We start from the raw sequence: 25240 nt of genomic DNA, 5'->3' as shown, positions 1-25240 counted from the left end.
GCCCCTTGCGAGGAAGGTTCATGGAATTTTTCGTCAGCACCGCCTCAGCGTCCCGTCAGCGCACTGATTGCGCCATCGTCGGCGTCTACGACAAAGGCGTTTTGTCGGCCGCCGCCGAAGATCTCGATGCCCGCATCGGCGGCCGCATCGCCAAGCTGGTGAAGCGAGGCGATCTGCGCGGCAAGACCGGCGACGCGGTATTACTCGCCGATCTGTCCGGCGCGCCGGTCGAGCGAGTCATCGTGCTCGGCCTGGGCAATCGCAGCGCTTTCAAGCGCAAGCAGTACCGCAAGGCGCTCGCCAGCGCGCTGGCCCTGTTGTCCAAGACTGGCGCACGCGATGCCATCAGCTATCTCGGCCTGGATGAAGTCGCCGACGCCGATGCGTACACGCAGGCGCGCGTTGCGGTGGAAGCGGTCGCCGCTTCCCAGTACCGCATTCCCGATCACAAGACGAGCAACAAACGCCCCAAGCCGTCGCTGATCAGGTTCGGCCTCGCAGTCGCCAGTCGCGGTGATAAAGGTCAGGCCGAGCGCGGCCTCGCCCATGGTGAGGCGATCGTCAGCGGCATGGCCTTCATGCGCGATCTGGCGAACCAGCCCGCCAATGTTTGCACTCCGAGCTATCTCGCCCGTGCGGCCAAGAACCTCGCCAAGGATCACAAGAAGCTCAACGTGCGCGTGCTGAACGAGGCCGAGTGCAAACGGCTCGGCATGGGCTCGTTCCTGTCGGTGACCAATGGCTCCGAAGAGCCCGCCGCATTCATCGTGTTCGAGTACTACGGCGCGGAGCGCAGCCAGGCTCCGGTGGTGCTGGTAGGCAAGGCGGTCACGTTCGACACCGGCGGTATTTCCTTGAAGCCGCCCGCCGCGATGGATGAAATGAAGTTCGATATGAGCGGCGGCGCGAGCGTGTTCGGCACGATGAAAGCCGTGGCCGAGCTGGAATTGCCGATCAACGTGATCGGCGTCGTGCCGGCTTGCGAGAACATGCCGAGCGGTCGCGCCACCAAGCCGGGCGACATCGTGAAGAGCATGTCGGGCCAGACCATCGAAGTGCTCAACACCGACGCCGAAGGCCGCCTGATCCTATGCGATGCCATCACCTACTCGCGCCGCTTCAAGCCCGAGGTGGTCATCGATCTCGCGACGCTCACGGGCGCCTGCGTGATCGCGCTGGGCAACCATCTCTCCGGCCTGTTCAGCAACGATGACGAGCTCGCGGCCGAACTGAAGGCTGCCGGCGATCGCGCGGACGATCGCGCGTGGCACATGCCGATCGGCGAGGAGTATGGCGAGCAGTTGAAGAGCAACTTCGCGGACTTCGCCAACGTCGCCGGCCGCGAAGGCGGCGCCATCACCGCGGCTTGTTTCCTCGCGAAGTTCACCGACGGCCTGCGTTGGGCGCACCTCGACATCGCCGGCACGGCGTATCAAGCCGGCGCGAACAAAGGCAGCACGGGCCGCCCGGTGCCGCTGCTGGTCGATTACCTCATCAACAAGAAGTAATCGACCTGCCATGAGTCGAGTGGACTTCTACGTCCTCTCCGCGGACGCGCCCGACGCCCGCCTGCGCTACGCGTGCAGGCTGGCCGAGCGCGCCGTCGAGCAAGGCTGTCAGGTGTACATCCAAACGCCCGACGTGCAGCGACTCGACGACATGCTGTGGACATTCAGCGATGGCAGCTTCCTGCCCCACGAGGTCTATCGAGGCCAGGCGGCCGAGCACGGGCGAGTGATGGTGATGGTTGGATCGGAGGTTGGACCGCAGTCGCACCGTGGATTGCTGATCAATCTGATGGATGCGATGCCGCCGGACGTGAATGCGTACGATCGGATTGCTGAGATCGTCGACGTCGACCCGGAAAGGAAGCGCGCTGCTCGCGAACGTTTCAAACAATATCGCGAGCAGGGGTGTGCGATGGAGTCGCACAACCTTTAAGCGGGCGTCAGGGCAGATACGCGGCGTGGTCGATCGTCACATTCGATGCGCCGCGCTCTAACGCGGCTCGAAGCGGCCCTGGCAGCGGCGACTTCTGCAGACCGTGGTGATCGACGTGCACATACACCGTCTCGACCGTCACGATCACCCTCTCGTCGCCTGCAATACGAAACTCCGTCGCCAGCGTGAACGACGTGTTCCCCAAATGTTTCGTGGCGACTGAAATCTCCAGCACCTGATCGTATCTCGCCGGTGCGCGCCACTCGGTAGTTTGCCTGACCAGCTGATAATCGAGATCGCCGGTCTGCATTTCCTTCTCATAGCCGAGCGCCCGAAAGAACTCCGCAGTTGCAAGATCGGTGTAATCGCCGTAACGCGAATTGAACACGACCTTCTGCGCGTCGCACTCGTTATAACGTGTCCGCAGGAAATATCGGAACCGGCTCATCGTCGCTCCTCACTCGCGCAATCGTACGTTCCCAAATCAGACCGGCCGCGGCAACAAGTGCGGCTTCAGCAAGTCCGCGATCCAGGCCATGAACACCTGCACGCGTCGTGACAGATTGCGGCGCTGGGCGTACAGCAACCATACGGGCATCGGCTCCGCGCGCAGCTCAGGCGCGACTTCCACGAGCAGGCCCTGCTCTATCAACATCCGCATGCCCGGCCCAGGGGCCTGGATGATACCCAGACCGGCCAGGCAGCTTTCCTGATAGGCCTCGGCGCTGTTGACGGTGATCGCGCCGGGCATGTCCACGGTGCGGTACGCCACGCCGTCGTGATATTCGAATCCCATCGACTTCGCACCGAAGGTGCCCACATAGTGGATCAACTGATGGTGCGCCAGGTCTTCCACGGTCCGCGGCATGCCATGAGCGCGAACGTATTCGGGACTCGCGCAGTTGGTGACAGCGAACATCCCCAGCGGGCGTGCAATCAGACTGACATCGTCCACCGATCCGACGCGCATCACGCAGTCGAACCCCTCGCGCACCAGATCCACTTTGCGATCAGTACAACTGAGCTCGATCTCGAGTCGCGGATGTTGTCGCAAGAACTCGGTCAGCTGCGGAATGACCGTGGTGCGCGCGATGCCCGTAGGCATGTCGACGCGCAATCGCCCTCGCAATTCCTGGGGGCCTTGTTGAAACATCGAGCGCAGCTCGTCCATATCCGCCAGCAGATCCTTGCAGCGTTCGTAACAGGCCCGGCCGTCCAGAGTCATTTGGACCTTGCGAGTGGTCCGATGCAGCAGCTGCGTGCCGAACTCGCTCTCCAACTGCTGAACCGCCGTGGACATGCTCGCTTTGGGCATGCCCAGGCTTTCGGCCGCCCGCGTGTAGCTGGCGAGTTCGGCAACGCGGACAAAGATCTGCATGGCTTCGAGCTGGTTCATGGGGGGATCTCGGTGGATTGTTCTAATTATACGAACACTGCGCTCAAGATCCGCTGATTTATCCACCGAATCCACATCAATAAGCTGTCCTCCGTCGGTTCGAATCCACCCAACAAGGAGCCAGCAATGAATACCTCGAACACCTCCCCTATCGCTCTGATCACAGGCGGCAGCCGCGGCCTCGGCCGGAACATGGCCCTGCAATCCGCCCAACGCGGCATCGACGTGCTGCTGACCTATCGGAGCAATCGCAAGGAAGCCGAGGCTGTAGTCGCCGAGATCGAGAAGTCGGGCCGGCGCGCGGCGGCGCTGCAGCTCGACGTGAGCGTCGCCTCGACCTTCGATCAGTTCGTGGGCCAGGTCCGCGAAGTGCTGAAGAGCCGCTGGCAGCGTGACCGCTTCGATTTCCTCGTGAACAACGCGGGCATCGGTATCCACGCCGGTTTCGCGGAAACCAGCGAGGCGCAGTTCGATGAGCTCGTCAACATTCACTTGAAGGGACCGTTCTTCCTGACCCAGAAACTGTTGTCGTTGCTGGCTGACGGCGGCCGCATCGTCAATATTTCTTCCGGCCTGGCCCGCTTTGCCCTGCCCGGCTATGCGGCATATGCCGCCATGAAGGGCGCAATCGAGGTGCTGACCCGTTATCAGGCCAAGGAACTGGGCGCCCGCGGAATCGCGGTGAATGTGGTCGCGCCGGGCGCCATCGAGACCGACTTCGGCGGTGGCGCAGTCCGGGACAACAAGCAGCTGAACGACTTGATCGCCTCGCAGACCGCGCTCGGCCGGGTCGGCCGGCCGGACGACATCGGCGGCGTGGTCGCCTCGTTGCTGTCGCCGGAAAATCGCTGGATCAACGCCCAACGCATCGAAGCCTCGGGCGGCATGTTCCTCTAAGTCGCGGTCAAGGTAGGAGCGGGCCGGCAAAGTCGGCCCGCAATCTCTACGGGATACGGCGGCGGTCCGCAGACTGGGGTGTGGCAGCTATACTAACCAGCTGTTTCCACGCCTTCTGCCCCCTCCAGCCGGACTATGCAAAAGACCTACGACCCCAAGGACATCGAGCAGCGCACTTACCAGCGATGGGAGTCGCACGGCTGGTTCAAGCCCTCGGGCCAGGGTGCGCCCTACAGCATCGTCATTCCGCCGCCGAACGTCACCGGCACGCTGCACATGGGTCACGCCTTTCAGCACACGCTGATGGACGTGCTCACCCGCCAGCACCGCATGCAGGGCGAAAACACATTGTGGCAACCGGGCACGGACCACGCCGGCATCGCCACGCAAATGGTCGTCGAGCGACAGCTCAACGCGGAAGGCGTCCATCGCCGTGACATCGGGCGCGAAGCGTTCGTCAAACGCGTGTGGGACTGGAAGGCGCAGTCCGGCGACACGATCTCCCGCCAGGAACGTCGCATCGGCAACTCGGTGGACTGGACGCGCGATCGCTTCACGATGGATGAAGGCCTGTCCGAGGCCGTCACCGACGTGTTCGTGCGTTTGTATGAAGACGGACTGATCTATCGTGGCAAGCGCCTGGTGAACTGGGACCCGGTGCTGCACACCGCGCTGTCCGATCTGGAAGTGATGTCACAGGAGGAGCAAGGCTCGCTGTGGCATTTCCGTTATCCGATCGAAGGCGGCTCGGAACATCTGGTCGTCGCGACCACGCGCCCGGAAACCATGCTCGGCGACACCGCCGTCGCCGTGCACCCCGAGGATGAGCGTTACAAACATCTGGTCGGCAAGCAGATCCGGCTGCCGCTCACCGGTCGGCTCATTCCTGTCATCGCCGACGACTACGTCGATCCGGCGTTCGGCTCGGGCTGCGTCAAGATCACTCCGGGCCACGACTTCAACGACTACCAGATCGGCGTGCGTCACTCGCTGCCGCTGATCAACATCTTCGACGCCAATGCCGCGCTCAACGACGAGGTGCCCGAGAAATATCGCGGCCTCGATCGCTTCGCCGCGCGCAAGCAAGTGGTCGCAGACCTCGAAGCATTGGGATTGGTCGAGAAGATCGAACCTCACAAACTGCAGGTGCCGCGAGGCGATCGTAGCAATGCGGTGCTCGAGCCCTGGCTCACCGATCAATGGTACGTACGCATCGCGCCGCTCGCCGAGCCCGCGATCAAGTGCGTGCAGGACGGCCGCATTCGTTTCGTGCCGGAGAACTGGTCCAAGACTTATTACCAGTGGATGGAAAACATCCAGGACTGGTGCATCAGCCGTCAGCTGTGGTGGGGGCATCAGATCCCTGCGTGGTATGACGATCAGGGCAACCACTACGTCGCTCACAGTGAAGAGCAAGCCAAACAGCAGGCGCGCGCCAAGCTGGGCCGCGATGTGACACTCAAGCGCGACGAAGACGTGCTCGACACCTGGTTCTCCTCCGCGTTGTGGCCGTTCTCGACGCTGGGCTGGCCGCAGCAGACGCCGGAGCTCAAATCGCTGTATCCCACCAGCGTGCTGGTCACGGGCTTCGACATCATCTTCTTCTGGGTGGCCCGCATGATCATGATGGGCCTGAAATTCGCCGGCGACGTGCCGTTCCGGGAGGTGTACATCACCGGCCTGATCCGCGACGAGAACGGCGACAAGATGTCCAAGTCCAAGGGCAACATCATCGACCCGCTCGACCTGATCGACGGCATCGACCTGGAGTCGCTGGTCGCCAAGCGCACCACCGGGCTGATGCAGCCGAAAGACAAGGACAAGATCGAGAAGAACACGCGCAAGCAGTTTCCGACCGGCATGCCCTCCTATGGCGCCGACGCGCTGCGCTTCACGTTCTGCGCGCTCGCGACCATGGGCCGCGACATTCGTTTCGATCTCGGCCGCATCGAGGGCTATCGCAACTTCTGTAACAAGCTGTGGAATGCCGCGCGCTATGTGATGATGAATCTGGAGAGCGCGCCGCCTGCCACCGCCACCGGTCCGGTTGAATATTCCGTCGCCGATCGCTGGATCCGCTCGCGCCTGGGCGCGACGATCGAAGAAGTGCGCGCACGCCTCGCCGAATATCGTTTCGATCTGGCGTCGCAGGCGCTCTATGAGTTCGCCTGGTACGAGTACTGCGACTGGTATCTGGAGCTGTCGAAGCCGACGCTGCAGTCCGAGCAGTCGAGCGACGCGCAGAAGCGCGGCACTCGCGAAACGCTGGCGGTCGTGCTCGAAGCCTATCTGCGTTTGTTACATCCGCTCATGCCCTTCATCACCGAAGAGATCTGGCAGTCGGTCGCTCCCATGGCAGGCATCAAAGGCGAGACGATCATGTTGCAGTCGTATCCCACTGCGGCGGAGTTCTCGCGCGACGCTGCCGCTGAAGCCGCGATCACCCCGATCAAGGCGGTGATCCTGGGCGCGCGTCAGATTCGTGGTCAGTTGGATATTCCTCAGGCGCGCGAAATCGCAGTCGCCTTCCAGTCGCCCGAAGCGACGGACGAAGCCTCGATCCAGGCCAGCCTCGACGTGGTCCGCGGGGTCGGCAAGATCGGCGAGCTGAAAATTCTGCCGAGCGACGCTCCGCTGCCGCCATCGGCAACCGCCAACATCGACCGCCGCACGATCTCATCGCCACTGGCCGGGCTGATCACGGACCCGCAGGCGGAGCTGGCTCGGTTGCGCAAGCGCAAGGCCGGCGTGGAGCAGAACCTCAAAAAGGAAGAAGCCAAGTTTGCCAATCCGAACTTCGTTGCGAATGCCAAGCCCGAGGTCGTCGCGCTGGGTCACGAGCGCATCGCCGAGTTCAGACGTCAGATCGCGCAGCTCGATGAGCAGGAGAACATGGTGAGCCGCTTGTAACAGCGGCTCACGCCTTGTCGGCATCTGGCGAATCTGTCGTGCGCGTTGGCGCGAATGCGAACTACCTACTTGCATTTCACGCCATACTGCCGACACTGGCCGGCGAATGAAGCCGGAGAGCGCATGAATTCCGCCATCCCAACGCTGATCACGCAGGCCGACCCCATCGAGCTGATCGCCGCCACCACGGCGCAGCTCAATCGGGTGATCCTGGGCAAGGAGCACCAGGTGCGACTGTGCATCTCGTGCCTGCTGGCTCGCGGTCATCTGCTGATCGAGGACATTCCCGGCGTCGGCAAGACCACGCTGGCGCACGCCATCGCCGAATCGCTCGGTCTGAGCTATCAGCGCATCCAGTTCACCAGCGACCTGCTGCCGGCCGACATCATCGGCACCTCGGTGTTCGATCGTGAGACCAGCACGTTCCAGTTCCACAAAGGTCCGGTGTTCTCGCAGCTGGTGCTCGCCGATGAAGTCAACCGCGCAACGCCGAAGGCACAGAGCGCGCTGCTCGAAGCGATGGAAGAACACCAGGTCACCGCCGATGGCGCCACCTATCCGCTCGCGGCGCCGTTCTTCGTCATCGCCACGCAGAATCCGGTGTATCAGATCGGCACCTATCCGCTGCCCGAGTCGCAGCTCGACCGGTTCCTGATGCGCATCGAGCTCGGCTATCCCGATGCAACGCTGGAACGTCAGCTGCTGCTCGGTCAGGACCGTCGCGATCTGGTCGCCACGCTCGCGCCCACGCTGTCGCCTCAGCAATTGTTGTTGATGCAGACGATGGTGCCGAAAGTGCACGTCTCCGACGCCTTGCTGGACTATGTGCAGGCCCTGGTTCGCTATACCCGCGAATCCCCGTTGTTCGAAGCCGGCATCTCTCCTCGCGCTTCGATTGGCCTGCTCCGATCGGCGCAGGCGTGGGCTTTGATTCACGGCCATTCCGGCGTCATGCCGGAGGACGTCCAGGCAGTGCTCGCCGCAGTCGTCGGCCATCGCCTCAAGCCGCGCGATGAGGCCGCCCCCAAAACGCCCACCGAAATCGGTCAGTTCGTCCTGAAAGAAGTCGCGGTTCCCTGACCGGTGGCGCCAGTGGTCGCGCGGCCATGAACTTGAGCCTTCATCTCGACTTCGGACTCATGCGACGGCTGCGTCAGTGGTCGCGCCGCTGGGCTCGCAAACGTCACGGCGTCGATCCCGATCCGCTGACACTGCCGAGCCGCCGCATTTATATCGTCCCCACCGGCTTGGGGATTGCGTTCACGCTGATGCTTTTTGCGATGTTCGTCGGCGCGATGAACTATGCAAACAACCTGGCGCTGGGGCTGACGTTCCTGCTCGGATCGCTGGCGCTCATCGCCATGCACTACTGTCATCGCAATCTGTCCGGCATCGTGATTCGTTCCGCAAGCAGCGAGCCGGTCTTTGCCGGCCACGACGCGACATTTCACATCGCACTGGAAAACACGGCGCCGCTGGCCAGGCACGAGTTGCTGGTTTCGAACGATCGAGGCGCAGCGAACCCGCAGCTCGTGCCAGCGAACGGCCGCGCCGTGTTCGATCTGCAGCTGCCTGCCCCTCGGCGCGGCCTGCTGACACTGGACCACTTCGAGATCGTCACCCGGCATCCTTTCAGCTTGTTTCGCGCCTGGACTCACGTGCACATGAATCTCACATGTGTCGTGTATCCCAAACCCGCCGCGCGCGGCCTGACGCCGCCGCCGGTGGAAACCGATACAGGCGGCGCTCAGGACTCGGTGCGCGGTGATGAAGAATTCGCCGGCATGCGTCCCTTTCATCCCGGCGACTCGCCACGTCGAATCGCGTGGAAGGCGTACGCGCGTGAGCAAGGACTGCAGGTGAAGCTCTATGCCGGCACCGCCGTCACATCGCATGTCTTCGATTGGAACGGACTCACCGGTCTCGACACCGAAGCACGCTTGTCACAACTGTGCCGCTGGATCGAAGACGCCTACGCCGAGGGACGCGCCTTTGCCTTGAAGCTGCCGGGCCTGGACGTCCCAGCAAACATCGGTCCCGGCCATCGGCAGCGATGCCTGACTGCACTGGCGCTGTTCGAGCCATGAGCGCCGTCACACTCGACCACCGCCTGCAGCAGCTGACGCCGCTCGGCCAGCGCCTGGTGTGGGTGATCGCGGGGCTGGCGCTGGCGGCCGCGCCGCATTTCGGTCACATCGCCCCATGGACGATGTTGATCGCGGCGCTCGCCGCCGCGTTCCGCATGACGGCCGAGGTCAAACGTTGGCCATTGCCCTCGAGAGCGGTTTGCACCGGCATCGCGTTCGCCTCGCTGCTCGGCGTGCTCGCAGGCTACCGCACGCTCAACGGCATCGACGCCGGCACCTCTTTGCTGATCGTGATGGCGGGCATGAAATTGCTCGAAACACGCACGGTCCGTGACCTCACCGTCGTGGTGTTCCTTTCCTACTTCGCGCTGTTCGCCGCCTTCCTGTACAACCAGAACATGCTCTTGCTGCCGTACATGCTGCTCACGGCGGGGCTGCTGACCATGACGCTGATGCGCATCCATCAGACCGAAGCGATGGCGCTGCGCGAGGCCGCGACGACCACGGCAAAAATGTTTCTACAGGCGCTGCCGCTCGCCGCCCTGTTGTTCCTGTTCTTCCCGCGCCTGCCCGGACAGTTCTGGGCGGTGCCGGCGCGCGAGCGATCCATCACCGGCCTGAGCGAAGAAATGACGCCAGGCGACGTCTCCGACCTGAGCGTGTCCGGCGCAGTCGCATTCAGAGCGAAGTTCGAGGGCGACCCGCCGCCACCGCGCGAGCGCTATTGGCGGGGCCCCGTGATGCATATGTTCGATGGGCGCACCTGGCGCTACGGCGGCGCTTCGCTGACGCCCCAGCAGGTCGCGTCGTCGGGCTCGAGTTATCGCTATCGCATCTCCCTGGAGCCGCAACAACGCAACTGGATCTTTGGGCTAGACATGGCCACCGGCTGGGATCCGAGGCGCGCCTATCGTGCTGAAGACTTTCAACTCCATGCGCGGCAGCAACAGATCTCGGTGCTGACTTCATTCGATCTGGAATCTTCGCCCACGTACGTCACGACAGGCGAGCTTCGCGACGACCTGCGGCGCCTGGATACATACATTCCTCGCAACCGGAACAGGCGCACCATCGAACTGGCGCGGCAGATGCGCGATCGCGCCGGCAGCGACGAGGCCTTCATCCAGTCCGTGCTCACCAAGTTCGGCAGCGAAGAGTACTACTACACGCTGCAGCCTCCGGCGCTGGACTTGAACGCCGTCGACGACTTCCTGTTCAACAGCAGGCGCGGCTTTTGCGAGCACTTCGCGTCGGCCTTTACGACGATGGCGCGCAGCGTCGGCATTCCCGCCCGAGTCGTGACCGGCTATCAAGGCGGCGAATTCAATCCCATGTCCGGCTATCTGGTCGTGCGTCAGTCCGATGCGCACGCCTGGTCCGAGGTCTGGCTGGAAGGCCGCGGTTGGCAGCGTATAGATCCGACCGCCGCGATCGCCCCGGAGCGCATCGAAAGCGGATTGGACGCCGCTATTTCAGCCGAGGAAGAAGTCCCCGGCAGAATGCTGCGCCAGAGCGCGGTGCTCTCTAAGCTGCGCATGACGTGGGATGCGGCAAACACGTTCTGGAACGATCAGATCGTCGAGTTCGGCGAAGCGCAGCAGAACTGGCTGCTGGAGCTGTTCAACATCAAGAATCCGCGCTGGCAGTATCTGGGCATCGGCCTGGCCATCACCCTGATCGGATTCTTTGCGATCCTGTCGGCTTATCTCGCGTGGAAATTCAAGCCTCGGTCGCGCGACCCGGTTGCACACGTTTACGAACAGTTGTGCCGCAAGCTCGCGAAGCTCGGTGTGCCCCGGCTGCCGCACGAAGGACCGAATGACTACGTCGCACGCGCCGCTCAGGCGCGGCCGGAATTGGCCGCGCAGCTGGCGGAAGTTCGATCGGTGTACGTGGGTTTACGCTACGGCCCGATGCCGCTGCCGACGCAGCTCAGCCGGCTGAAGTTTCTGGTAAACCAGCTGGAGGCGTAACGCCGCGCGCCGCGCGTGCTGCGATGACCAGCACGATCGCGCCGCCCGCGAACAACAGCGCCACCGACAGAATCGCCATGCGCGAACTGCCCGTGAGCAGCGCCGTGAATGCCATCAGCAGAGGGCCCAGCACTGCGGCGAATTTGCCCATCATGTTGTAGAAGCCGTAGAACTCGCCGGCCCGATCCGGGGGAATCAAACGACCGTAATACGAGCGACTCATGGCCTGCACCGCGCCTTGCACGCAGCCGATGGCGGCCGCCATCAAATAAAACTCGGACACCGTAGTCATGAACACGGCGTAAAACGTCACGGCGGCATAAACGCCGATGCCGACGAAAATGCCGACCAGCGGACTGATGCGATCGCCCATCGCGCCGAACAACAAAGTCGCCGGGAAGCCGATGAACTGGATCATCAAGATGCCGGAGATCAGGCTGTCCGCCGGGAATCCCAGCGCCAGGCCGTAGTCCACCGCCATCTTCATGATGGTGTTCACGCCGTCGATATACATCCAGTAAGCAAGCAGGAACAGAATCACCGGACGATAGGTGCGCACTTGCTTGAAGGTCCGCACCAGTTCTCGGAATCCTTCGAGCAACGCGCTGCCAGCAGCGACGGGCGCGCGCTCCGCGGTACGCGCGTACGATTTGAAGATGGGAATCGAGAACAGCGTCCACCACACTGCGACCGATACGAACGATGCACGAATTGCCGCTTCGGGGCTCGCCAGACCGAACGCCGCTGGTTTTGCAAACATCAGCACGTTGATGGTGAGCAACAGCGCACCGCCCAGATAGCCCATCGCGTAGCCGAAGCCCGAAACCGAATCGAGCCGCTTGGCCGGCGCGACCTTCACCAGCATCGAGTCGTAGAAAATCAATCCGCCCCAGAAGCCGAGCGAGGCAATGGCGAACAACACCGCCGCGGCCTGCCAATCGCCGAGGCCCACAAAGGCGAGCAGCGCCGTCGGAAGTACGCCGATGGCAGTGAAGGCCGCCAGGAAACGTAGATGATTACCGCCGCGATCGGCCAACGCGCCGAGCCAGGGCGCCATGATGGCCAGCACGAAACTCGACACGCCGTTGGCGATACCGAGCCAGAAGGTGCTGGTGGTCGCATCCTGCCCCGGCGTGAGGAACTGTTTGAAGAACAGCGGGAAGAACACGACCATCACCGTGGTCGCGAACGACGAATTCGCCCAGTCGTACAACGCCCAGGCGAACACCTTCTTGGTGATGAGGGGTGACTTCATGCCTTCCTGATTCGTCACGCAGCCGCCGCCAGATGCTCGCGCGTCTCGCGGAAGTCGAGATCCGGCCAGCGCTCCAGCGTCAGTTGCAGGTTGACCCGTGTCGGCGCGAGATAGACCAGCGCGCCCGAATGATCCAGCGCCAGGTTCTCGTAAGCCTTGGTGCGGAACTCCTCGAGCTTCTTCGCATCCTTGCCGTACACCCAGCGCGCGGTGTAGACGTTGACGTTGTCGAACGACGACTGCACGGAATATTCGTCCTGAAGACGGAACGTGACCACATCGAATTGCAGCTGGCCGACGGCGCCGAGAATCAAATCGTTGTTACGCAGCGGACGGAACACCTGCGTGGCGCCTTCTTCGCACAACTGATCCAGGCCCTTCTGCAGCGCCTTCATGCGCAGCGGATCGCGCAACACCACGCGACGGAACATTTCCGGCGCGAAGTTCGGGATGCCCGTGAACATCAAAGACTCGCCCTCGGTAAAGGTATCGCCGATGTTGATCGTGCCGTGATTGTGCAAACCGAGAATGTCGCCGGCGAACGCTTCGTCGGTGTGCTGACGATCGGCTGCGAGGAAGGTGAGCGCGTCGTTGATGCGCATTTCCTTGCGAAGCCGCACATGGAACAACCGCATGCCCTTGGTGAACTTGCCGGAGCAGATGCGCATGAAGGCGATCCGGTCGCGATGCCCCGGATCCATGTTCGCCTGGATCTTGAACACGAAGCCGGTGAGCTTCTCTTCCAGCGGCTTGACGACCCGTCCGGTCGTCTCGCGTTGTTTCGGACCTGGCGCATGCCGCACGAATGACGCCAGCAGCTCGGTCACGCCAAAGTTGCTGATGGCAGAACCGAAGAACACCGGAGTCTGCTTGGCCGCCAGATATTGCTCGAGATCGAACTCGGGCGCTGCGCCGCGCACCAGCTCCACTTCATCACGGAACGACTGGGCACGCGCGCCGAGAAATTCGGTGGCCTCGTCGCTGTCGAGCTTATCGATGGTCGCGTGCGTGCCGGCGCGGCCCTTTTCGCCCGCCTGATAGATATAAATGCGATCTTCGATCAGGTGATAGATGCCCTGCAGGTCGCGGCCCATGCCGATCGGCCAGGTAATGGGCGCGCAGGAGATCTTCAGCACCTTCTCGATTTCATCCAACAGCTCCATGGGCTCACGGCCTTCGCGGTCGAGCTTGTTGATGAACGTCATGATGGGCGTGTCGCGCAGGCGCGTGACTTCCATCAGCTTGATGGTGCGCTCTTCGACGCCCTTGGCGCAGTCGATCACCATCAACGCCGAGTCCACCGCCGTCAGCGTGCGATAGGTGTCTTCGGAGAAGTCTTCGTGGCCGGGCGTATCCAGCAGGTTCACCATGCGGCCGTCGTAGGGAAACTGCATCACCGAGGAGGTGACCGAGATGCCGCGCTGCTGTTCCAGGGCCATCCAGTCCGAGGTCGCGTGCCGGGCCGCCTTGCGGCCCTTCACCGTGCCGGCCAGCTGGATTGCGCCGCCGAACAACAGCAGCTTCTCGGTCAGCGTGGTCTTGCCGGCGTCCGGGTGGCTGATGATGGCAAAAGTCCTTCTTTTGCTTATCTCCCGGGCACTTAGACTGTTAGCTAAATCTTCTGACATGGGTGGAATCAGGCGCAAGCGATGCTGACAAAGTTGCGCATGATAGCCCACAAGTCCCTGGGCGCACGCCCTCGTGGCGGTCAGGGATTGGCGAGCACGCGTTTGTAGACCAGCGCGTCTTCGCGGCCGCCGGCCGCCTGGTAATAGGCCTTGCGGATGCCCACTTTGACGAACCCCAGCGACTCGTAGAGCTTGATGGCAACGGGGTTCGACGGGCGCACTTCCAGGAACACGTCCTGCATCTCGGCTTCCTTGGCCCGGCTCAGCAGGAAGTCCATCAAGCGCCGGCCGATGCCGACGCCGCGCAGATCGTTGCGAATGCAGATGTTGAGGATGTGGGCTTCACCGGCGCCATACGACATGATGCCGTAGCCGGCGACCTGCCCATCGAACTCGACGACGCGGCACAAATAGCCGACGCGCACGCAATCGTGAAAGACGCCTTCGCTCCAGGGAAACAGGTACGAGGCCCGCTCGACGGTCACGACCGCAGGAACATCGACGAGCGTCATCGGCCGGAAGCGAACCGCATGTGACAGCGCGCTACGGTCGAGCTCGGCGCTCACGTCGTTGCCCCACTTTGCAACGTCTCGAAGGTACGCATGGCCAATAACAGATCGGCCCATGATTTGCGCTTCTCCACCGGACTGCGTAACAGATAAGCCGGATGGTAGGTGACCACCATCGGCCGGTTGGTTGCAATACTATGCACGACGCCGCGCAGCTTGCCGATCGGCGTGTCCACATCGAGCAGGGTCTGGGCGGCAATGCGCCCGACGCACAGGATCAACCCTGGGTTGACCAGCTCGATCTGCCGATACAGGTAAGGAATGCAGGCGCGCACTTCTTCGGGTTTGGGGTCGCGGTTGTTGGGCGGTCGCGATTTCAAAATGTTCGCAATGAACACCTGTTCCCTCGCGAGCCCAATCGCCTTGAGCATGGAGTTGAGCAACTGACCGGCGCGCCCCACGAACGGTTCGCCCTGGCGGTCTTCGTCCGCGCCAGGCGCTTCGCCGATGATCATCCAGCGGGCGGTGCGGTTACCGACTCCGAAGACACCATTGGTACGCGTGGCGTGCAATGGGCACTTCGTGCACGAGCGCACCGCGGTTGCAAGCTCTTCCCAACCCAGCTTGGAAATGCCGGTGTCATCCTCGGGCAGAGCGGACTTGAGTGCGACGACCGGCGGCGCCTGAACGGTCCGGACCTGCACGGGAGCCAGCGTTTCCGCCGGCAGAACAGACGTGCGCGCGCTGCCGTCTCGACGTTCCCAGACGTCGATATCGAGTGCCTTGAGGTAGGCCAGGCGGCGGGAATCCATGCGGGACGATGCGCTGTAGATGGTTATGGGTGGAGCTTACCGAGACCCGCCCGAGTAGACCATCAGCAATCGCTACGCAACTTCGGCCGGGCGCTTCTTGCGAGTCAGTTTGCGCCACACCCAGTGCAAAGGGGCCGACGCTGCATACAGGCCGAACAGGGTGAACAATGAGACGGGCGCCAGCGAGACCAGCACATAAATCAATGGGATCAGCGCGGCGTACACCCACGGGATACGGCCCCGCATGTTGAGCTCTTTGCCGCTCCAGTAGGAGAACTTGCTGACCATCAAGGCGCCGATGCAAATGGTGATCGCGAAGGCCAGCGCCAGCGCCGGCAGCCCGGTGACTGGGAATTCGCTGACCAGCCAGATGAAGCTGGCGACCGCGGCCGCCGCCGAGGGGCTCGGCAACCCCTCGAAGTAGCGCTTGTCCGCCGTCGCGGCGCGGGCATTGAAGCGAGCCAGGCGCAAGGCCGCGGCGACTGCAAAGAAGAAGCAGGCGAGCCAGCCGAACCGGCCCCAAAACTTGCCGTAATCGTAGATGCGCTCGATGCCCCACTGGTACACGACGATGGCCGGGGCGAGACCGAAGGCGACCATGTCGCAAAGACTGTCGTACTCCTTGCCGAAGTCGCTTTGGGTGTTGGTCCAGCGCGCGACGCGGCCGTCCAGGCCATCGGCGATCATGGCCACGAAGATGGCGATGCCCGCGTTCGAAAAGTTACCGTCGATGGCGGCGACGATGGCGTAGAAGCCGCCGAACAGCGTGCCGGTGGTGAACAGGTTCGGCAGCCAATACACGCCACGACTCGGCCGCCGGGTCTCGGCCGGCTGCTCAACGTCGCTGCTGTGGTATTCGGCGCTCATGGTTTCCGGCGTCCTGTTCAGGCGGGGGTCTGTTTGCCGATCCTTGGAACGGCAATGCAGAATGAATGTGTTGACGCGAGCCAGGTTCCGCCCCCCCGCGATCGGTGCGCAGGATGGACGGTGTGACGTGCTCGATCTATCGCTGTTTCCGCGCATGATATTGTGCGGCCCGCAACGCGCACAACATACACGGTCGAAGAGTGACTGCACCGCGCAGCTTTCTCCTTACACTGCTACTGACCCTGCTTGCCCTGCCCGCCTGGGCCGATCGGCAACAGGACCCTGCGCTCGGCAAATTCCTGGCAAAGACCCTGAAGGAAGCCCCCTGCTTCGAAGACGAGTTCGAGAAGAAGGTGTGGCTCGCGGCCATGGAGCCGAAGCTGCTCAAGCTGGTCAAGGACCAGAAAGAGCGTGGCGAAATCCTGCACCACGTGTTTTGCGAGGCTCGACGCCTGCAACTACCGCCCGGCCTGGTGATGGCGGTGATCGACGTGGAAAGCCGGTTCGATCGCTGGGCCGTGTCCTCGGCCGGCGCCGTCGGCCTGATGCAGGTGATGCCGTTCTGGCCCAATCAGCTGGGCATGACCAACGCGGAGTTGGTCCGCACGCCGCAAAACGTGCGCATGGGGTGCACGATCCTCAAGTTCTACCTGGACCGGGAAAAGGGCGATTACACCAAGGCGCTGGCTCGCTATAACGGCAGCGTCGGGCGTCGTAACTACGCCGACCTGGTGCTGGTGCGACTGGCCAATCGCTGGCAGTACCACTGAAGGAATAGCTGTTGGGGTTGGGCGCTGGGCTGAATTCAGCGTTGGCCGAAGCCGACCGGCAGGTCTTCGAGTTCCTCGAGCGCCAGTTCCTGAACGTCCACCTGCCGTACGTCCGAGGCAGGCGATCCTCGCCACAACCAATCGAGCAGTCCCTGCACTGCCTGGGGCTCGCCGACCGCCAGCACTTCCACCCGGCCGTCAGGCAAATTGCGGGCAAAGCCGGAGCAGCCCAGCTCGGTGGCCTTCTGCCGGGCCGAGGCGCGGTAGAACACTCCCTGAACCCGGCCGGAAACAAAACAACGACGTGCGATCAGAGTCGACATCGCGGGATGGTAACGCCAATGAATCAGCTGGCGCCGTTGCGGTCGTCGGCTGTGCGGGTGGAGCTGAGTGCCTCGGCGGCCTTGCCGCGGGCGGCGATCGCATCCCGGCGGGCTTGTTTGTAAGCGCGCTTCTGCAGGTTGCTTTCAGCGCGATTCAACAAGGTCTCGGCCTCGATCAGGGAAGCAGGCGCGCTCGTCGATGGACCGGCGGCTTCACGCGCGGCCTTGATGGCCTGGCGGGCGTTGCTCATTTCCTGCACCGGAGCGCCCGCGCACGCGGTCATGCCCGCGCAGAGCACGAGTAACACCAGACTACGAAGGGATGACTGACTTACCATGGCGATTTTTTCAATCGACCGTAGCAATCGCAATCTACACCGTCAAGGAGCGCCTGAATACAATGCACACGCCTCGACTGCGAGCTTCGCGTTGCATTCCACCCACATGACGCGCGCAGCGATGATTTTCCGGAGCATCCGCGCGCATGGCTGAAATCCTTGTTTTGTTTTATTCACGCAAAGGCATGACGGCCGAGCTGGCCCGGCAAGTGTGTCGGGGCATCGAGTCCGTGCCCGGCGCAAAGGCTAAATTGCGCACGGTTCCGCAGGTCACCGCGGTGATCGAGCAACCGCAGCCGGCAGTGCCGAGCGAAGGCCCGCCATTCGCCACGCACGACGACCTGCGTCAATGTGACGGTTTGGTGTTGGGCAGCCCGACGCGCTTCGGCAACATGGCCGCACCCATGAAGTACTTTCTGGACGGCACCAGTGCGTTGTGGGCCAGTGGCGCGCTCGCCGACAAACCGGCCGGTGTGTTTACTTCCACGCAGACCATGCACGGCGGCCAGGAAACAACGCTGGTCAGCATGATGATGCCGTTGATCCATCACGGTATGTATATCGTCGGCCTGCCTTACACCGAACCGGCGCTCACCCACACTCGCTCCGGCGGCTCGCCATACGGCGCCAGCCACGTCGCCGGCCTCAGCCCCGGCAAGCTCACCGACGACGAACGTTTGCTGGCTTCACTGCTGGGCAAGCGAGTCGCCGAGCTCGCCGTCCGGTTGTCCTCCGAGCGTTGAGAGAATCTCATGATGAACTCAGACATGATCGCGCGAGTCCGAATCGCAGTCGTCTCGACCATCGGCATTTTGATTGCAGGGCTGGTGACCTGGCGGGTGCGGACCGGCTTTTCGATCGGCGATGCCGTGCTCATCGCTGCACTGACATTGCCTTTGTTGATCGCGTTGCCTCGCGTGTTCGCAGGCCATCGACGCACCTACGCGTGGCTGTCGCTGGCGGTCACACCGTTCCTGATCGTGGCGACCACCGAAGCCGTCGCCAATCCCGCCGGGCGGGTCTGGGCGGCCCTGTGCCTGATGGTCGCTTTCCTGTTGTTTGTTTTGCTGATCGCGTATCTGCGAGTGACGCGCGGAGAAGCTTAAGGAGCGAAGCGCCGCTCCAGTACTTCTTTCACGAAGCGCACGGTCAGCCGACGTTGCGCCACCAGTGACGCCGCATCGAGCTCATCGAGCACTGCATAGAGATGTGTCATGTCACGCGGCAACCGTCGCAACATGAACTGCGCCGTGTCGTCGGGCAATTCCAGTCCGCGCAGTTGTGCCCGCAAGCGCAACGCCGCGATCTGCTCCGAATCCTCCAGGGGCTGCAGCGTCAACACCAGTCCGCCATTCAGTCGGGAGCCGAGGTCGCGCAGCTTGAACGGGAGCGCGGCCGGCGGCGCATTGCCGGCGACGAGCAGCTTGCCGCCGCGCTCGTCCAGCTCGACGTGCAGACGAAACAACGCCCGCTCCCAGGGCTCGCGGTCGGCCAACACTTGCGCATCATCGAGACAAACGATGGCGAGCTCACCGAAACCGGCCAGCAATCCTTCGCCCAGCTGGATCACTTCAGTCAGCGGCAGGTAGGCAGCCGTGCGTCCATCGCGGGTTGCGCGGGCGCAGACGGCCTGTAATAGATGAGTCTTGCCCGTGCCCGTCGCGCCGTGAATCCAGGTGCACGTCGGCGCCTGCGGCCGCTCGCCTCCCTGCAACGACAGCAGCGCATCGACGACCGGCTGATTGCGGCCGGCGTAATAACTTTCGAACACCGAGCTGTCCGGCAAGCGGATGCCCAGCGATAACTGCGGCGATCGAATCATCCCGTGAGCCCGCGTTGCTGGCGGCTCGCATCGACCGCCTTGCGCGACCACACGACGACGTAATCGATGCCGCTCACCACGGTCGTCACAAACACCAGCGCGCCCAGAATCGTCAACGCCACCTCGGGGCACCATTCGCCCGCTCTCGCCGCCACGGCCAGCAGCAGATAGGCGATCTGGCACAGCGTGTTGATCTTGCTGATGACGGTCGGATTGCCGTGCGGATAACCATACAGCGCGTTGTAACCAATCGCGCCCGCAGTGATGGTGACATCGCGCAACACCGCGGTCGCCGCAAGCCACACCGGCACGATGTCGAGCACCGCAAGGATGATGAACACGCTCACCAGCAGGATCTTGTCGGCGAGCGGATCGAGCACCTTGCCCAGCTCCGACATCCAGCCACAGCGCTTGGCGAGAAAGCCGTCGAGCCCGTCGGTGAAGCCGGCAAACGCGAACACCCAGAGCGTGAGCTTGTATTCGCCGGCGTTCAGCAACCAGGCGATGGGCACGACCAGCAGCATGCGCAAAATGCACAGGGCATTTGGAATGTGCCGCATGGCCGCCGCCTGTTATTTTTAGGAGTGGCTCAGGGGCGGTACCGGAACGACAGCCGCTCGCCCATCGGCGCGGCGCCATCGTCTTGCGATACCAACCGGCTGTCGAGTGCAATCGCACGACGCAGCGTCGCCGCGTCGCCGCGCACGGCCAGCTTGAAGCGCATGGTGTCGCCGGACACCTGCTCCAACGCCACGGCACGCACCAACGTCATGCCTTCCAGATAATTCAGCGTGCTCGCGTAGGCGTCGAGATCGCCGATGCCGGACACTTCGACGACCACATTGCCCAGCGAAGAAGCCGACGCGGCAAATACGCGCGCGAAGGTGTCGGCCGCCAGATGAACGCCCTCGTCCATGCCGCCGCTGGCCTGTGACGAACCTTCGCTCGACACCAGCGTCCAGCGCACCGCACCGCCCTGCGCACGACCGAGCAACGCCGCGTTCGCGCCATAGCGCTCAGCTTCCTGAAGGGCGGACGCCTCATCTATGCCCTGCGGCGCGACGGCCGGCCACTTCAATGGCAAGCCGCGCTCGCGGGCAACCTTTTCCAGGATGTCCTTTTGCGCATTTGGCTGGTCGCCGCTGATCCAGTAGCTGTAACCGCTGGGGTCGATCACATTCAACAGCACCAGCGTCGCGGGACGCTCGCGCCCCCAGATCGGCAGGCCCGACTCCTGCAGCAGCCGGTCCACCGAGACGCTGTCGAAGCCCACCTGCAGAACATTGTCGACGGTGAAGCCGAAGCGTTGAACATATTTACGGGGATCGTTCAGCGCCCCGCCCAGGCGGGCCGGAGCGTCGCGCTGACCGCTGACACGCACCACCACTGTCTTCAGCGCATCGACGAAAGCGGCGTCACGCGCGTTGTTCAGCACGGGCTGGTCGGTTTCGTACAGGTTCCCGAGCGTCACGGCGCCCACGGGCATCGCGCCCGCCACCAGCGCCCACGCCATGCACAACGACAACCCGCGGATCAACGCCTTTGTCCTACTCATCAGTCAGAGCCCATCCCTTTAAAAACTCATTGCCCAATAAATCAAATCAGGGGCAGGTCCCCTCATCGAGCAACGACGTGTAAAATAACACACCCCCCATCGACCAATTTTGGCCATGCAACCTCCCGAGCCGATCACCTACAAAGACGCTGGCGTCGATATCGAAGCCGGCGATGAACTCGTCGAGCGCATCAAGCCCGCGGTCAAACGCTCGATGCGGCCCGAGGTGCTGGGCGGCCTGGGCGGTTTCGGCGCGCTGTTCGAGATCCCGCTGGACCGCTACAAGAAGCCGGTACTGGTGTCGGGCACGGACGGCGTCGGCACCAAGCTGCGCCTGGCTATCGAGACCGGCCGTCACGCCACCATCGGCATCGATCTGGTCGCGATGTGCGCCAACGACGTTGTCGTACAAGGCGCCGAGCCGCTGTTCTTCCTCGACTACTACGCCACCGGCAAGCTGAGCGTCGAAGTCGCGGAGACCGTGATCAAGGGCATCGTCGAGGGCTGCATTCAGGCAGGCGCGGCGCTGATCGGCGGCGAGACGGCAGAAATGCCCGGCATGTACGCGGATGGCGACTACGACCTGGCGGGCTTCTGCGTGGGCATCGTCGAGAAGGACGCCATCATCGATGGCCGCAATACGCGCCCCGGCGATGTGATCATCGGCCTGCCCTCCTCCGGCCCGCACTCGAACGGCTATTCGCTGATCCGCAAGCTGATCAAGACCAGCAAGGCCACGCCGACGACCAAGATCGACGGCGGCCTGCTGTACGACGCGCTGCTCGCGCCGACGCGTATCTATGTGAAGCCGCTGCTCGAGCTGGCGAAGATCGTGCCGGTGCGCAGCTTTGCTCACATCACCGGCGGCGGTCTCACTGAAAACATTCCTCGCGTCATTCCGAACGGGTTGGAAGTGATGCTCAGCGCGCAAACATGGCAACAGCCCGCGGTGTTCGACTGGTTGCAAAAGGCAGGCAGCATTCCGGCCGCCGAGATGTATCGCACCTTCAACTGCGGCATCGGCATGACGGTGTGCGTGGCCGCCGAGCACGCCGACAAGGCGATGCGCTCGCTTACCGAACACGGTGAGAAGCCGGCCATCATCGGCGAAGTGCGCCGTGGCGACGCCGGTGTCGTCATTCGCAGCTGACGCCAGGGAATGACATTCGTTGCCGGCGGCGAGCCGCTCAAGAAATTACCCATCGTCATTCTGATCTCGGGTCGCGGCAGTAACATGCGCGCGATCGCGGAGCGGGCGGCGAATGGCGAGCTGCCCGTCGAAGTTCGCGCTGTCATCAGCGACAAGGCTGACGCTGCCGGCCTCGCGATCGCCGCCGCAATGAATATTCCCACTCGTTCGCTGTCGGCGAAGGAGTTTGCGGATCGCGCGAGTTATGACCAGGCGCTTGCCGCGCTGGTGCAAAGCTTCGAGCCCGAACTGGTCGTGCTGGCGGGCTTCATGCGCATCTTGAGCCCCGGATTCATTGCCGCCTTCGCCGATCGCACCCTCAATATTCATCCGTCGCTGCTGCCTCTGTATCGCGGCCTGCACACCCATCGACGTGCGCTCGAGGCCGGCGACATCCTGCACGGCTGCAGCGTGCACTTTGTCACGGAGGAACTTGACGGGGGGCCGCTCGTTATTCAGTCGCAGGTTAAAGTCCTGCCTGGCGACAGTGAAAGCAGCCTTTCAGCGCGAGTTCAGCAGCAGGAACACAGGATCTATTCGCAGGCCATCGACTGGTTTGCCCGCCGCCGACTGCAGTTGCGCGAGCAGCGGGTCTGGCTCGATGGCCGACCGCTCGACGCTCCGGTGATCCAGACCGCGAGCGACTGACGAGGTACCGAATGCGGCGACTGGCTCGGTTGACGACGTTTCTATTCGCGACACTGCTGTTCGCCACTGCGGCGAGGTCCGACGCCATTCTTCCCAAACCCGTCACCGCCACCTACGAAGTCACTTATCGCGGCATGCGCGCCGGACAGCTGACGTTCAAGCTGACCCGGGACGATGCGACTGGCCGTTACACGTATGAAACAACGGCCGCCCCTTCGATGCTCGCGCGCTTTGTGATCAGCAGCGCCGCCGTCGAACGCAGCGTGCTGGAAATCGGCCCGGACGGCGTGCGCCCGCTCGAATGGTCGTTGGAGGATGGCAAGTCGAGCACCGATAGGGACGGCCACCTCAAGTTCGACTGGGACCGCAAAGTCGCGACCGGCGAGATCGAAGGCGAGAAGATCGAGCTGCCGCTGGAGCCCGGCCTGCAGGATCGGTTGTCCATTCAAATCCACGTTGTGACATCGCTGCTGCGCGGCCAGGAGCCCGGCCTCATTCCGCTGATCGACGACAACCGCATCAAGCGCTACAGCTACGTAAAGAAAGAAACAACGTCGATCGACACCGCCCTCGGCAAGCTCGACGCCGTCGTCTACGAAAGCACCCGCGAAGGCTCGAACCGCCAGTCCCGCTTCTGGCTCGTGCCCAAAATGGAATATCTCGCCGCCCGCGCGGAGCAGATCCGCAAAGGCAAGGTCGAGACGGTGATGGTGCTGCAGTCGGTGCAATAGGGCTGCGCCGGGCACGAGTTTCGACTACGTACCCATCAGGTGTGGTGCGCCGGAACTTGTTTGTTTACGGCCCATTGGACAGGCAGATCGTCTGGAGATATGCCATGGCCACCGTCGTTCACGAGCACCTCGATGTCGTCCCCGTCTCAGGCTTCAAGATTTCCTGGGGTGGAATCTGGGCTGGTGTGCTCACCGTCATGGGCACATTGCTGTTTCTAACTACACTCGGACTCGCAATCGGCATTTCCGCCGTCGACCCCGGGCAAACCGAGGCCGACACATTCGGCACCGGCGCCGCGATCTGGAGCGGTTTGTCTCTTTTGATCGCGCTGTTTGTAGGTGGAATGGCGGCGACGCGGCTGGGCATGGTGTTCGACAGGGCCGCGGGCGCGTTCGAAGGCGCCTTGGTGTGGGTACTGAGCTTTCTGGTCGTATTGTGGCTGGCGAGCAGCGGCGTACAGCTGGTAGCCAATGGCATATCCGGGCTGTTCGGCGGCATCGGCCAGACGATCGGGGCGAGCATGGCAGGAATAGAGGATTTGTCTGCGGGCGATGTGCAGCGAATCCGTCAGCGTCTCGATGACCCGCGCACGGCTCAGACCATTGCAGGCGCAACCGGCATGTCGGAGCAGGAAGTTCGTTCGCAGCTCGCCGACGTATCGCGCCAGGTCGAGGCGGCGGCGAATGATCCGCAGGCCGCAGCGGCAGCAGTACGTCAAGGCACGGCCCAGATGATGGAGCGCGCCCGCGCCCAACTGCCAGCCATGGCGGAACGCGCTCAGGATGAAGCAACCAAGGCTGCGTGGATTACCTTCGGCGCGATGCTCATCTCGCTGATCGCGGCCATTGCCGGCGCGATGGTCGGTCGGCGTCGAGTGGTGCAAACACTCGCCCACTCGGATGTGCCTTCCGAAATTGCGGACGCGAGCCTCGACCCGAGCTTCCGCGGCGAAAGAGGCAGACCTGCGCGCTGAGAGCCACGCAGGTCCACAGGCACGTCAGGCGCGAGGCAGCGTCACGCCCTTCTGGCCCTGATATTTGCCGCCGCGGTCCTTGTATGAGGTCTCGCAAACTTCATCGGACTCCAGGAACAGCATCTGCGCGACGCCTTCGTTGGCGTAGATTTTCGCGGGCAGCGTAGTGGTGTTGGAGAACTCGAGGGTAACGTGGCCTTCCCACTCCGGCTCGAGCGGGGTGACGTTCACGATGATGCCGCAGCGGGCGTAAGTGGACTTGCCGAGGCAGATCGTCAGCACGTTGCGCGGAATGCGGAAGTATTCGACGGTGCGGGCGAGCGCGAAGGAATTCGGCGGGATGATGCAGACATCCGAAGTCACATCGACGAAGCTCTTCGAATCGAAGTCCTTCGGGTCGACGATGGTCGAATTGATGTTGGTGAAGATCTTGAATTCGTTCGCGCAACGCACGTCGTAGCCATAGCTCGAGGTGCCGTACGAAATGATCTTGCCATTGTTGGCCGTGCGGACCTGTCCCGGCTCGAAGGGTTCGATCATGCCTTGCGCAGCCATGCGACGAATCCAGCGATCAGACTTGATGCTCATGATTTCCCGAAGTGATTGATGACTAAC

At 62.9% G+C, this 25240-nt stretch carries 26 protein-coding genes and 1 pseudogene; 14 read left to right on the top strand and 13 right to left on the bottom strand.

Going from position 1 to position 25240, the window contains the following annotated elements; all coding sequences use genetic code 11:
• Window positions 1-20 precede the first annotated feature (20 nt).
• Window positions 21-1508: a leucyl aminopeptidase gene (locus EK373_RS11565; protein ID WP_129642802.1), complete on the top strand. Its 1488-nt coding sequence runs from the start codon at window positions 21-23 to the stop codon at window positions 1506-1508.
• Between the two features lie 10 nt (window positions 1509-1518).
• A pseudogene (locus tag EK373_RS11560) lies at window positions 1519-1911 on the top strand (DNA polymerase III subunit chi); the annotation flags it as partial.
• 37 nt (window positions 1912-1948) lie between these two features.
• Here the strand turns inward: EK373_RS11560 and EK373_RS11555 are convergent.
• Both EK373_RS11555 and EK373_RS11550 read right to left on the bottom strand, forming a co-directional pair.
• Complete coding sequence (locus EK373_RS11555) at window positions 1949-2389, bottom strand: acyl-CoA thioesterase (RefSeq protein ID WP_129642800.1); 441 nt, start codon at window positions 2387-2389, stop codon at window positions 1949-1951.
• Between the two features lie 36 nt (window positions 2390-2425).
• The gene (locus tag EK373_RS11550; protein ID WP_129642799.1) at window positions 2426-3337 is read right to left on the bottom strand and encodes a LysR family transcriptional regulator; all 912 of its coding nucleotides are present in this window, start codon (window positions 3335-3337) and stop codon (window positions 2426-2428) included.
• A gap of 126 nt (window positions 3338-3463) precedes the next feature.
• Between EK373_RS11550 and EK373_RS11545 the strand changes: the two genes are divergently transcribed.
• The 5 genes from EK373_RS11545 to EK373_RS11525 all read left to right on the top strand — a co-directional run bounded on the left by EK373_RS11545 (window position 3464) and on the right by EK373_RS11525 (window position 11204).
• Window positions 3464-4234 (top strand): SDR family NAD(P)-dependent oxidoreductase, encoded by a 771-nt coding sequence (locus EK373_RS11545; RefSeq protein ID WP_129642798.1) that lies wholly within the window; start codon window positions 3464-3466, stop codon window positions 4232-4234.
• Window positions 4235-4369: 135 nt separating this feature from the next.
• A complete protein-coding gene (locus EK373_RS11540) occupies window positions 4370-7144 on the top strand; it encodes a valine--tRNA ligase (protein WP_129642797.1) in 2775 nt (924 codons plus the stop codon).
• Between the two features lie 123 nt (window positions 7145-7267).
• Entirely contained in the window at window positions 7268-8224 is a 957-nt protein-coding gene (locus tag EK373_RS11535; protein ID WP_129642796.1) for an AAA family ATPase, read from the top strand.
• 26 nt (window positions 8225-8250) lie between these two features.
• Window positions 8251-9231 carry a DUF58 domain-containing protein gene (locus EK373_RS11530; protein ID WP_129642795.1) on the top strand — a complete coding sequence of 327 codons (981 nt, stop codon included), beginning with the start codon at window positions 8251-8253 and terminating at the stop codon, window positions 9229-9231.
• Complete coding sequence (locus EK373_RS11525) at window positions 9228-11204, top strand: transglutaminase TgpA family protein (protein WP_198683223.1); 1977 nt, start codon at window positions 9228-9230, stop codon at window positions 11202-11204. Before EK373_RS11530 ends, EK373_RS11525 begins: the two co-directional genes overlap by 4 nt.
• Here the strand turns inward: EK373_RS11525 and EK373_RS11520 are convergent.
• The 5 genes from EK373_RS11520 to pssA all read right to left on the bottom strand — a co-directional run bounded on the left by EK373_RS11520 (window position 11164) and on the right by pssA (window position 16275).
• The gene (locus tag EK373_RS11520; RefSeq protein WP_129642793.1) at window positions 11164-12459 is read right to left on the bottom strand and encodes an MFS transporter; all 1296 of its coding nucleotides are present in this window, start codon (window positions 12457-12459) and stop codon (window positions 11164-11166) included. The two genes, EK373_RS11525 and EK373_RS11520, sit on opposite strands and share 41 nt — an antisense overlap.
• Window positions 12460-12473: 14 nt before the next feature.
• On the bottom strand, window positions 12474-14087 hold the full coding sequence (locus EK373_RS11515; RefSeq protein WP_129642792.1) for a peptide chain release factor 3: 1614 nt from the start codon (window positions 14085-14087) through the stop codon (window positions 12474-12476).
• Between the two features lie 80 nt (window positions 14088-14167).
• The gene (gene rimI / locus EK373_RS11510) at window positions 14168-14653 is read right to left on the bottom strand and encodes a ribosomal protein S18-alanine N-acetyltransferase (protein WP_198683222.1); all 486 of its coding nucleotides are present in this window, start codon (window positions 14651-14653) and stop codon (window positions 14168-14170) included.
• Window positions 14650-15408 carry a uracil-DNA glycosylase gene (locus tag EK373_RS11505; protein WP_129642791.1) on the bottom strand — a complete coding sequence of 253 codons (759 nt, stop codon included), beginning with the start codon at window positions 15406-15408 and terminating at the stop codon, window positions 14650-14652. The genes rimI and EK373_RS11505 overlap by 4 nt, the downstream gene beginning before the upstream one ends.
• 72 nt (window positions 15409-15480) lie before the next feature.
• On the bottom strand, window positions 15481-16275 hold the full coding sequence (pssA, locus tag EK373_RS11500; RefSeq protein WP_129642790.1) for a CDP-diacylglycerol--serine O-phosphatidyltransferase: 795 nt from the start codon (window positions 16273-16275) through the stop codon (window positions 15481-15483).
• Window positions 16276-16475: 200 nt separating this feature from the next.
• Between pssA and EK373_RS11495 the strand changes: the two genes are divergently transcribed.
• On the top strand, window positions 16476-17045 hold the full coding sequence (locus EK373_RS11495) for a transglycosylase SLT domain-containing protein (RefSeq protein ID WP_232831073.1): 570 nt from the start codon (window positions 16476-16478) through the stop codon (window positions 17043-17045).
• A 35-nt stretch (window positions 17046-17080) separates the two neighbouring features.
• On the opposite strand, the gene EK373_RS11490 is transcribed toward EK373_RS11495, so the two are convergent.
• Together EK373_RS11490 and EK373_RS11485 are read right to left on the bottom strand one after the other, a co-directional pair.
• A complete protein-coding gene (locus EK373_RS11490) occupies window positions 17081-17368 on the bottom strand; it encodes an acylphosphatase (protein WP_129642789.1) in 288 nt (95 codons plus the stop codon).
• Between the two features lie 23 nt (window positions 17369-17391).
• Window positions 17392-17619, bottom strand: coding sequence for a DUF4398 domain-containing protein (locus tag EK373_RS11485; protein ID WP_157994327.1), 228 nt, complete (start codon window positions 17617-17619; stop codon window positions 17392-17394).
• 233 nt (window positions 17620-17852) lie between these two features.
• On the opposite strand from EK373_RS11485, the gene wrbA reads away from it, so the two are divergent.
• Window positions 17853-18449: an NAD(P)H:quinone oxidoreductase gene (gene wrbA, locus EK373_RS11480; RefSeq protein ID WP_129642787.1), complete on the top strand. Its 597-nt coding sequence runs from the start codon at window positions 17853-17855 to the stop codon at window positions 18447-18449.
• 9 nt (window positions 18450-18458) lie between these two features.
• Window positions 18459-18812, top strand: a complete 354-nt coding sequence (locus EK373_RS11475) for a DUF2069 domain-containing protein (RefSeq protein WP_129642786.1) — start codon at window positions 18459-18461, stop codon at window positions 18810-18812.
• Here the strand turns inward: EK373_RS11475 and hda are convergent.
• The 3 genes from hda to EK373_RS11460 are packed head-to-tail and all read right to left on the bottom strand — an operon-like array spanning window position 18809 to window position 21083.
• Window positions 18809-19528, bottom strand: a complete 720-nt coding sequence (hda, locus tag EK373_RS11470) for a DnaA regulatory inactivator Hda (protein WP_157994326.1) — start codon at window positions 19526-19528, stop codon at window positions 18809-18811. The two genes, EK373_RS11475 and hda, sit on opposite strands and share 4 nt — an antisense overlap.
• Window positions 19525-20088 carry a CDP-alcohol phosphatidyltransferase family protein gene (locus tag EK373_RS11465; protein ID WP_129642784.1) on the bottom strand — a complete coding sequence of 188 codons (564 nt, stop codon included), beginning with the start codon at window positions 20086-20088 and terminating at the stop codon, window positions 19525-19527. Before EK373_RS11465 ends, hda begins: the two co-directional genes overlap by 4 nt.
• Window positions 20089-20117: 29 nt before the next feature.
• Entirely contained in the window at window positions 20118-21083 is a 966-nt protein-coding gene (locus EK373_RS11460) for a DUF2066 domain-containing protein (protein WP_129642783.1), read from the bottom strand.
• Window positions 21084-21192: 109 nt separating this feature from the next.
• Here EK373_RS11460 and purM point away from each other — a divergent pair, with 109 nt between their 5' ends.
• From purM to EK373_RS11440, 4 genes are all read left to right on the top strand, one after another.
• Window positions 21193-22233, top strand: coding sequence for a phosphoribosylformylglycinamidine cyclo-ligase (gene purM, locus EK373_RS11455; RefSeq protein ID WP_407676178.1), 1041 nt, complete (start codon window positions 21193-21195; stop codon window positions 22231-22233).
• A gap of 9 nt (window positions 22234-22242) precedes the next feature.
• Window positions 22243-22920: a phosphoribosylglycinamide formyltransferase gene (gene purN, locus EK373_RS11450; protein WP_129642781.1), complete on the top strand. Its 678-nt coding sequence runs from the start codon at window positions 22243-22245 to the stop codon at window positions 22918-22920.
• An 11-nt stretch (window positions 22921-22931) separates the two neighbouring features.
• Complete coding sequence (locus EK373_RS11445; protein ID WP_129642780.1) at window positions 22932-23651, top strand: DUF3108 domain-containing protein; 720 nt, start codon at window positions 22932-22934, stop codon at window positions 23649-23651.
• Between the two features lie 104 nt (window positions 23652-23755).
• On the top strand, window positions 23756-24625 hold the full coding sequence (locus tag EK373_RS11440; RefSeq protein ID WP_129642779.1) for a hypothetical protein: 870 nt from the start codon (window positions 23756-23758) through the stop codon (window positions 24623-24625).
• Window positions 24626-24649: 24 nt separating this feature from the next.
• Here EK373_RS11440 and dcd read toward each other — a convergent pair whose 3' ends face one another.
• A complete protein-coding gene (gene dcd / locus EK373_RS11435; protein WP_129642778.1) occupies window positions 24650-25213 on the bottom strand; it encodes a dCTP deaminase in 564 nt (187 codons plus the stop codon).
• Window positions 25214-25240 lie beyond the last annotated feature (27 nt).

The organism is Peristeroidobacter agariperforans, assembly GCF_004138335.1.
GTDB lineage: Bacteria > Pseudomonadota > Gammaproteobacteria > Steroidobacterales > Steroidobacteraceae > Steroidobacter > Steroidobacter agariperforans.
Note: the sequence above shows the minus strand (reverse complement) of the source record. Positions and strands in the feature narration are given on the sequence as shown.

Excerpts from the sequence above, each read along its gene's own strand:
- dcd (WP_129642778.1), bottom strand. The coding sequence starts at position 25,213 with ATGAGCATCAAGTCTGATCGCTGGATTCGTCGCATGGCTGCGCAAGGC.
- EK373_RS11540 (WP_129642797.1), top strand. The coding sequence starts at position 4,370 with ATGCAAAAGACCTACGACCCCAAGGACATCGAGCAGCGCACTTACCAG.
- EK373_RS11515 (WP_129642792.1), bottom strand. The coding sequence starts at position 14,087 with ATGTCAGAAGATTTAGCTAACAGTCTAAGTGCCCGGGAGATAAGCAAA.
- EK373_RS11445 (WP_129642780.1), top strand. The coding sequence starts at position 22,932 with ATGCGGCGACTGGCTCGGTTGACGACGTTTCTATTCGCGACACTGCTG.
- pssA (WP_129642790.1), bottom strand. The coding sequence starts at position 16,275 with ATGAGCGCCGAATACCACAGCAGCGACGTTGAGCAGCCGGCCGAGACC.
- EK373_RS11475 (WP_129642786.1), top strand. The coding sequence starts at position 18,459 with ATGATGAACTCAGACATGATCGCGCGAGTCCGAATCGCAGTCGTCTCG.
- EK373_RS11520 (WP_129642793.1), bottom strand. The coding sequence starts at position 12,459 with ATGAAGTCACCCCTCATCACCAAGAAGGTGTTCGCCTGGGCGTTGTAC.
- EK373_RS11490 (WP_129642789.1), bottom strand. The coding sequence starts at position 17,368 with ATGTCGACTCTGATCGCACGTCGTTGTTTTGTTTCCGGCCGGGTTCAG.
- EK373_RS11465 (WP_129642784.1), bottom strand. The coding sequence starts at position 20,088 with ATGCGGCACATTCCAAATGCCCTGTGCATTTTGCGCATGCTGCTGGTC.
- EK373_RS11485 (WP_157994327.1), bottom strand. The coding sequence starts at position 17,619 with ATGAGCAACGCCCGCCAGGCCATCAAGGCCGCGCGTGAAGCCGCCGGT.
- EK373_RS11545 (WP_129642798.1), top strand. The coding sequence starts at position 3,464 with ATGAATACCTCGAACACCTCCCCTATCGCTCTGATCACAGGCGGCAGC.
- wrbA (WP_129642787.1), top strand. The coding sequence starts at position 17,853 with ATGGCTGAAATCCTTGTTTTGTTTTATTCACGCAAAGGCATGACGGCC.
- EK373_RS11505 (WP_129642791.1), bottom strand. The coding sequence starts at position 15,408 with ATGGATTCCCGCCGCCTGGCCTACCTCAAGGCACTCGATATCGACGTC.
- EK373_RS11525 (WP_198683223.1), top strand. The coding sequence starts at position 9,228 with ATGAGCGCCGTCACACTCGACCACCGCCTGCAGCAGCTGACGCCGCTC.
- hda (WP_157994326.1), bottom strand. The coding sequence starts at position 19,528 with ATGATTCGATCGCCGCAGTTATCGCTGGGCATCCGCTTGCCGGACAGC.
- EK373_RS11555 (WP_129642800.1), bottom strand. The coding sequence starts at position 2,389 with ATGAGCCGGTTCCGATATTTCCTGCGGACACGTTATAACGAGTGCGAC.
- EK373_RS11530 (WP_129642795.1), top strand. The coding sequence starts at position 8,251 with ATGAACTTGAGCCTTCATCTCGACTTCGGACTCATGCGACGGCTGCGT.
- EK373_RS11440 (WP_129642779.1), top strand. The coding sequence starts at position 23,756 with ATGGCCACCGTCGTTCACGAGCACCTCGATGTCGTCCCCGTCTCAGGC.
- EK373_RS11550 (WP_129642799.1), bottom strand. The coding sequence starts at position 3,337 with ATGAACCAGCTCGAAGCCATGCAGATCTTTGTCCGCGTTGCCGAACTC.
- EK373_RS11565 (WP_129642802.1), top strand. The coding sequence starts at position 21 with ATGGAATTTTTCGTCAGCACCGCCTCAGCGTCCCGTCAGCGCACTGAT.
- EK373_RS11535 (WP_129642796.1), top strand. The coding sequence starts at position 7,268 with ATGAATTCCGCCATCCCAACGCTGATCACGCAGGCCGACCCCATCGAG.
- EK373_RS11460 (WP_129642783.1), bottom strand. The coding sequence starts at position 21,083 with ATGAGTAGGACAAAGGCGTTGATCCGCGGGTTGTCGTTGTGCATGGCG.
- purN (WP_129642781.1), top strand. The coding sequence starts at position 22,243 with ATGACATTCGTTGCCGGCGGCGAGCCGCTCAAGAAATTACCCATCGTC.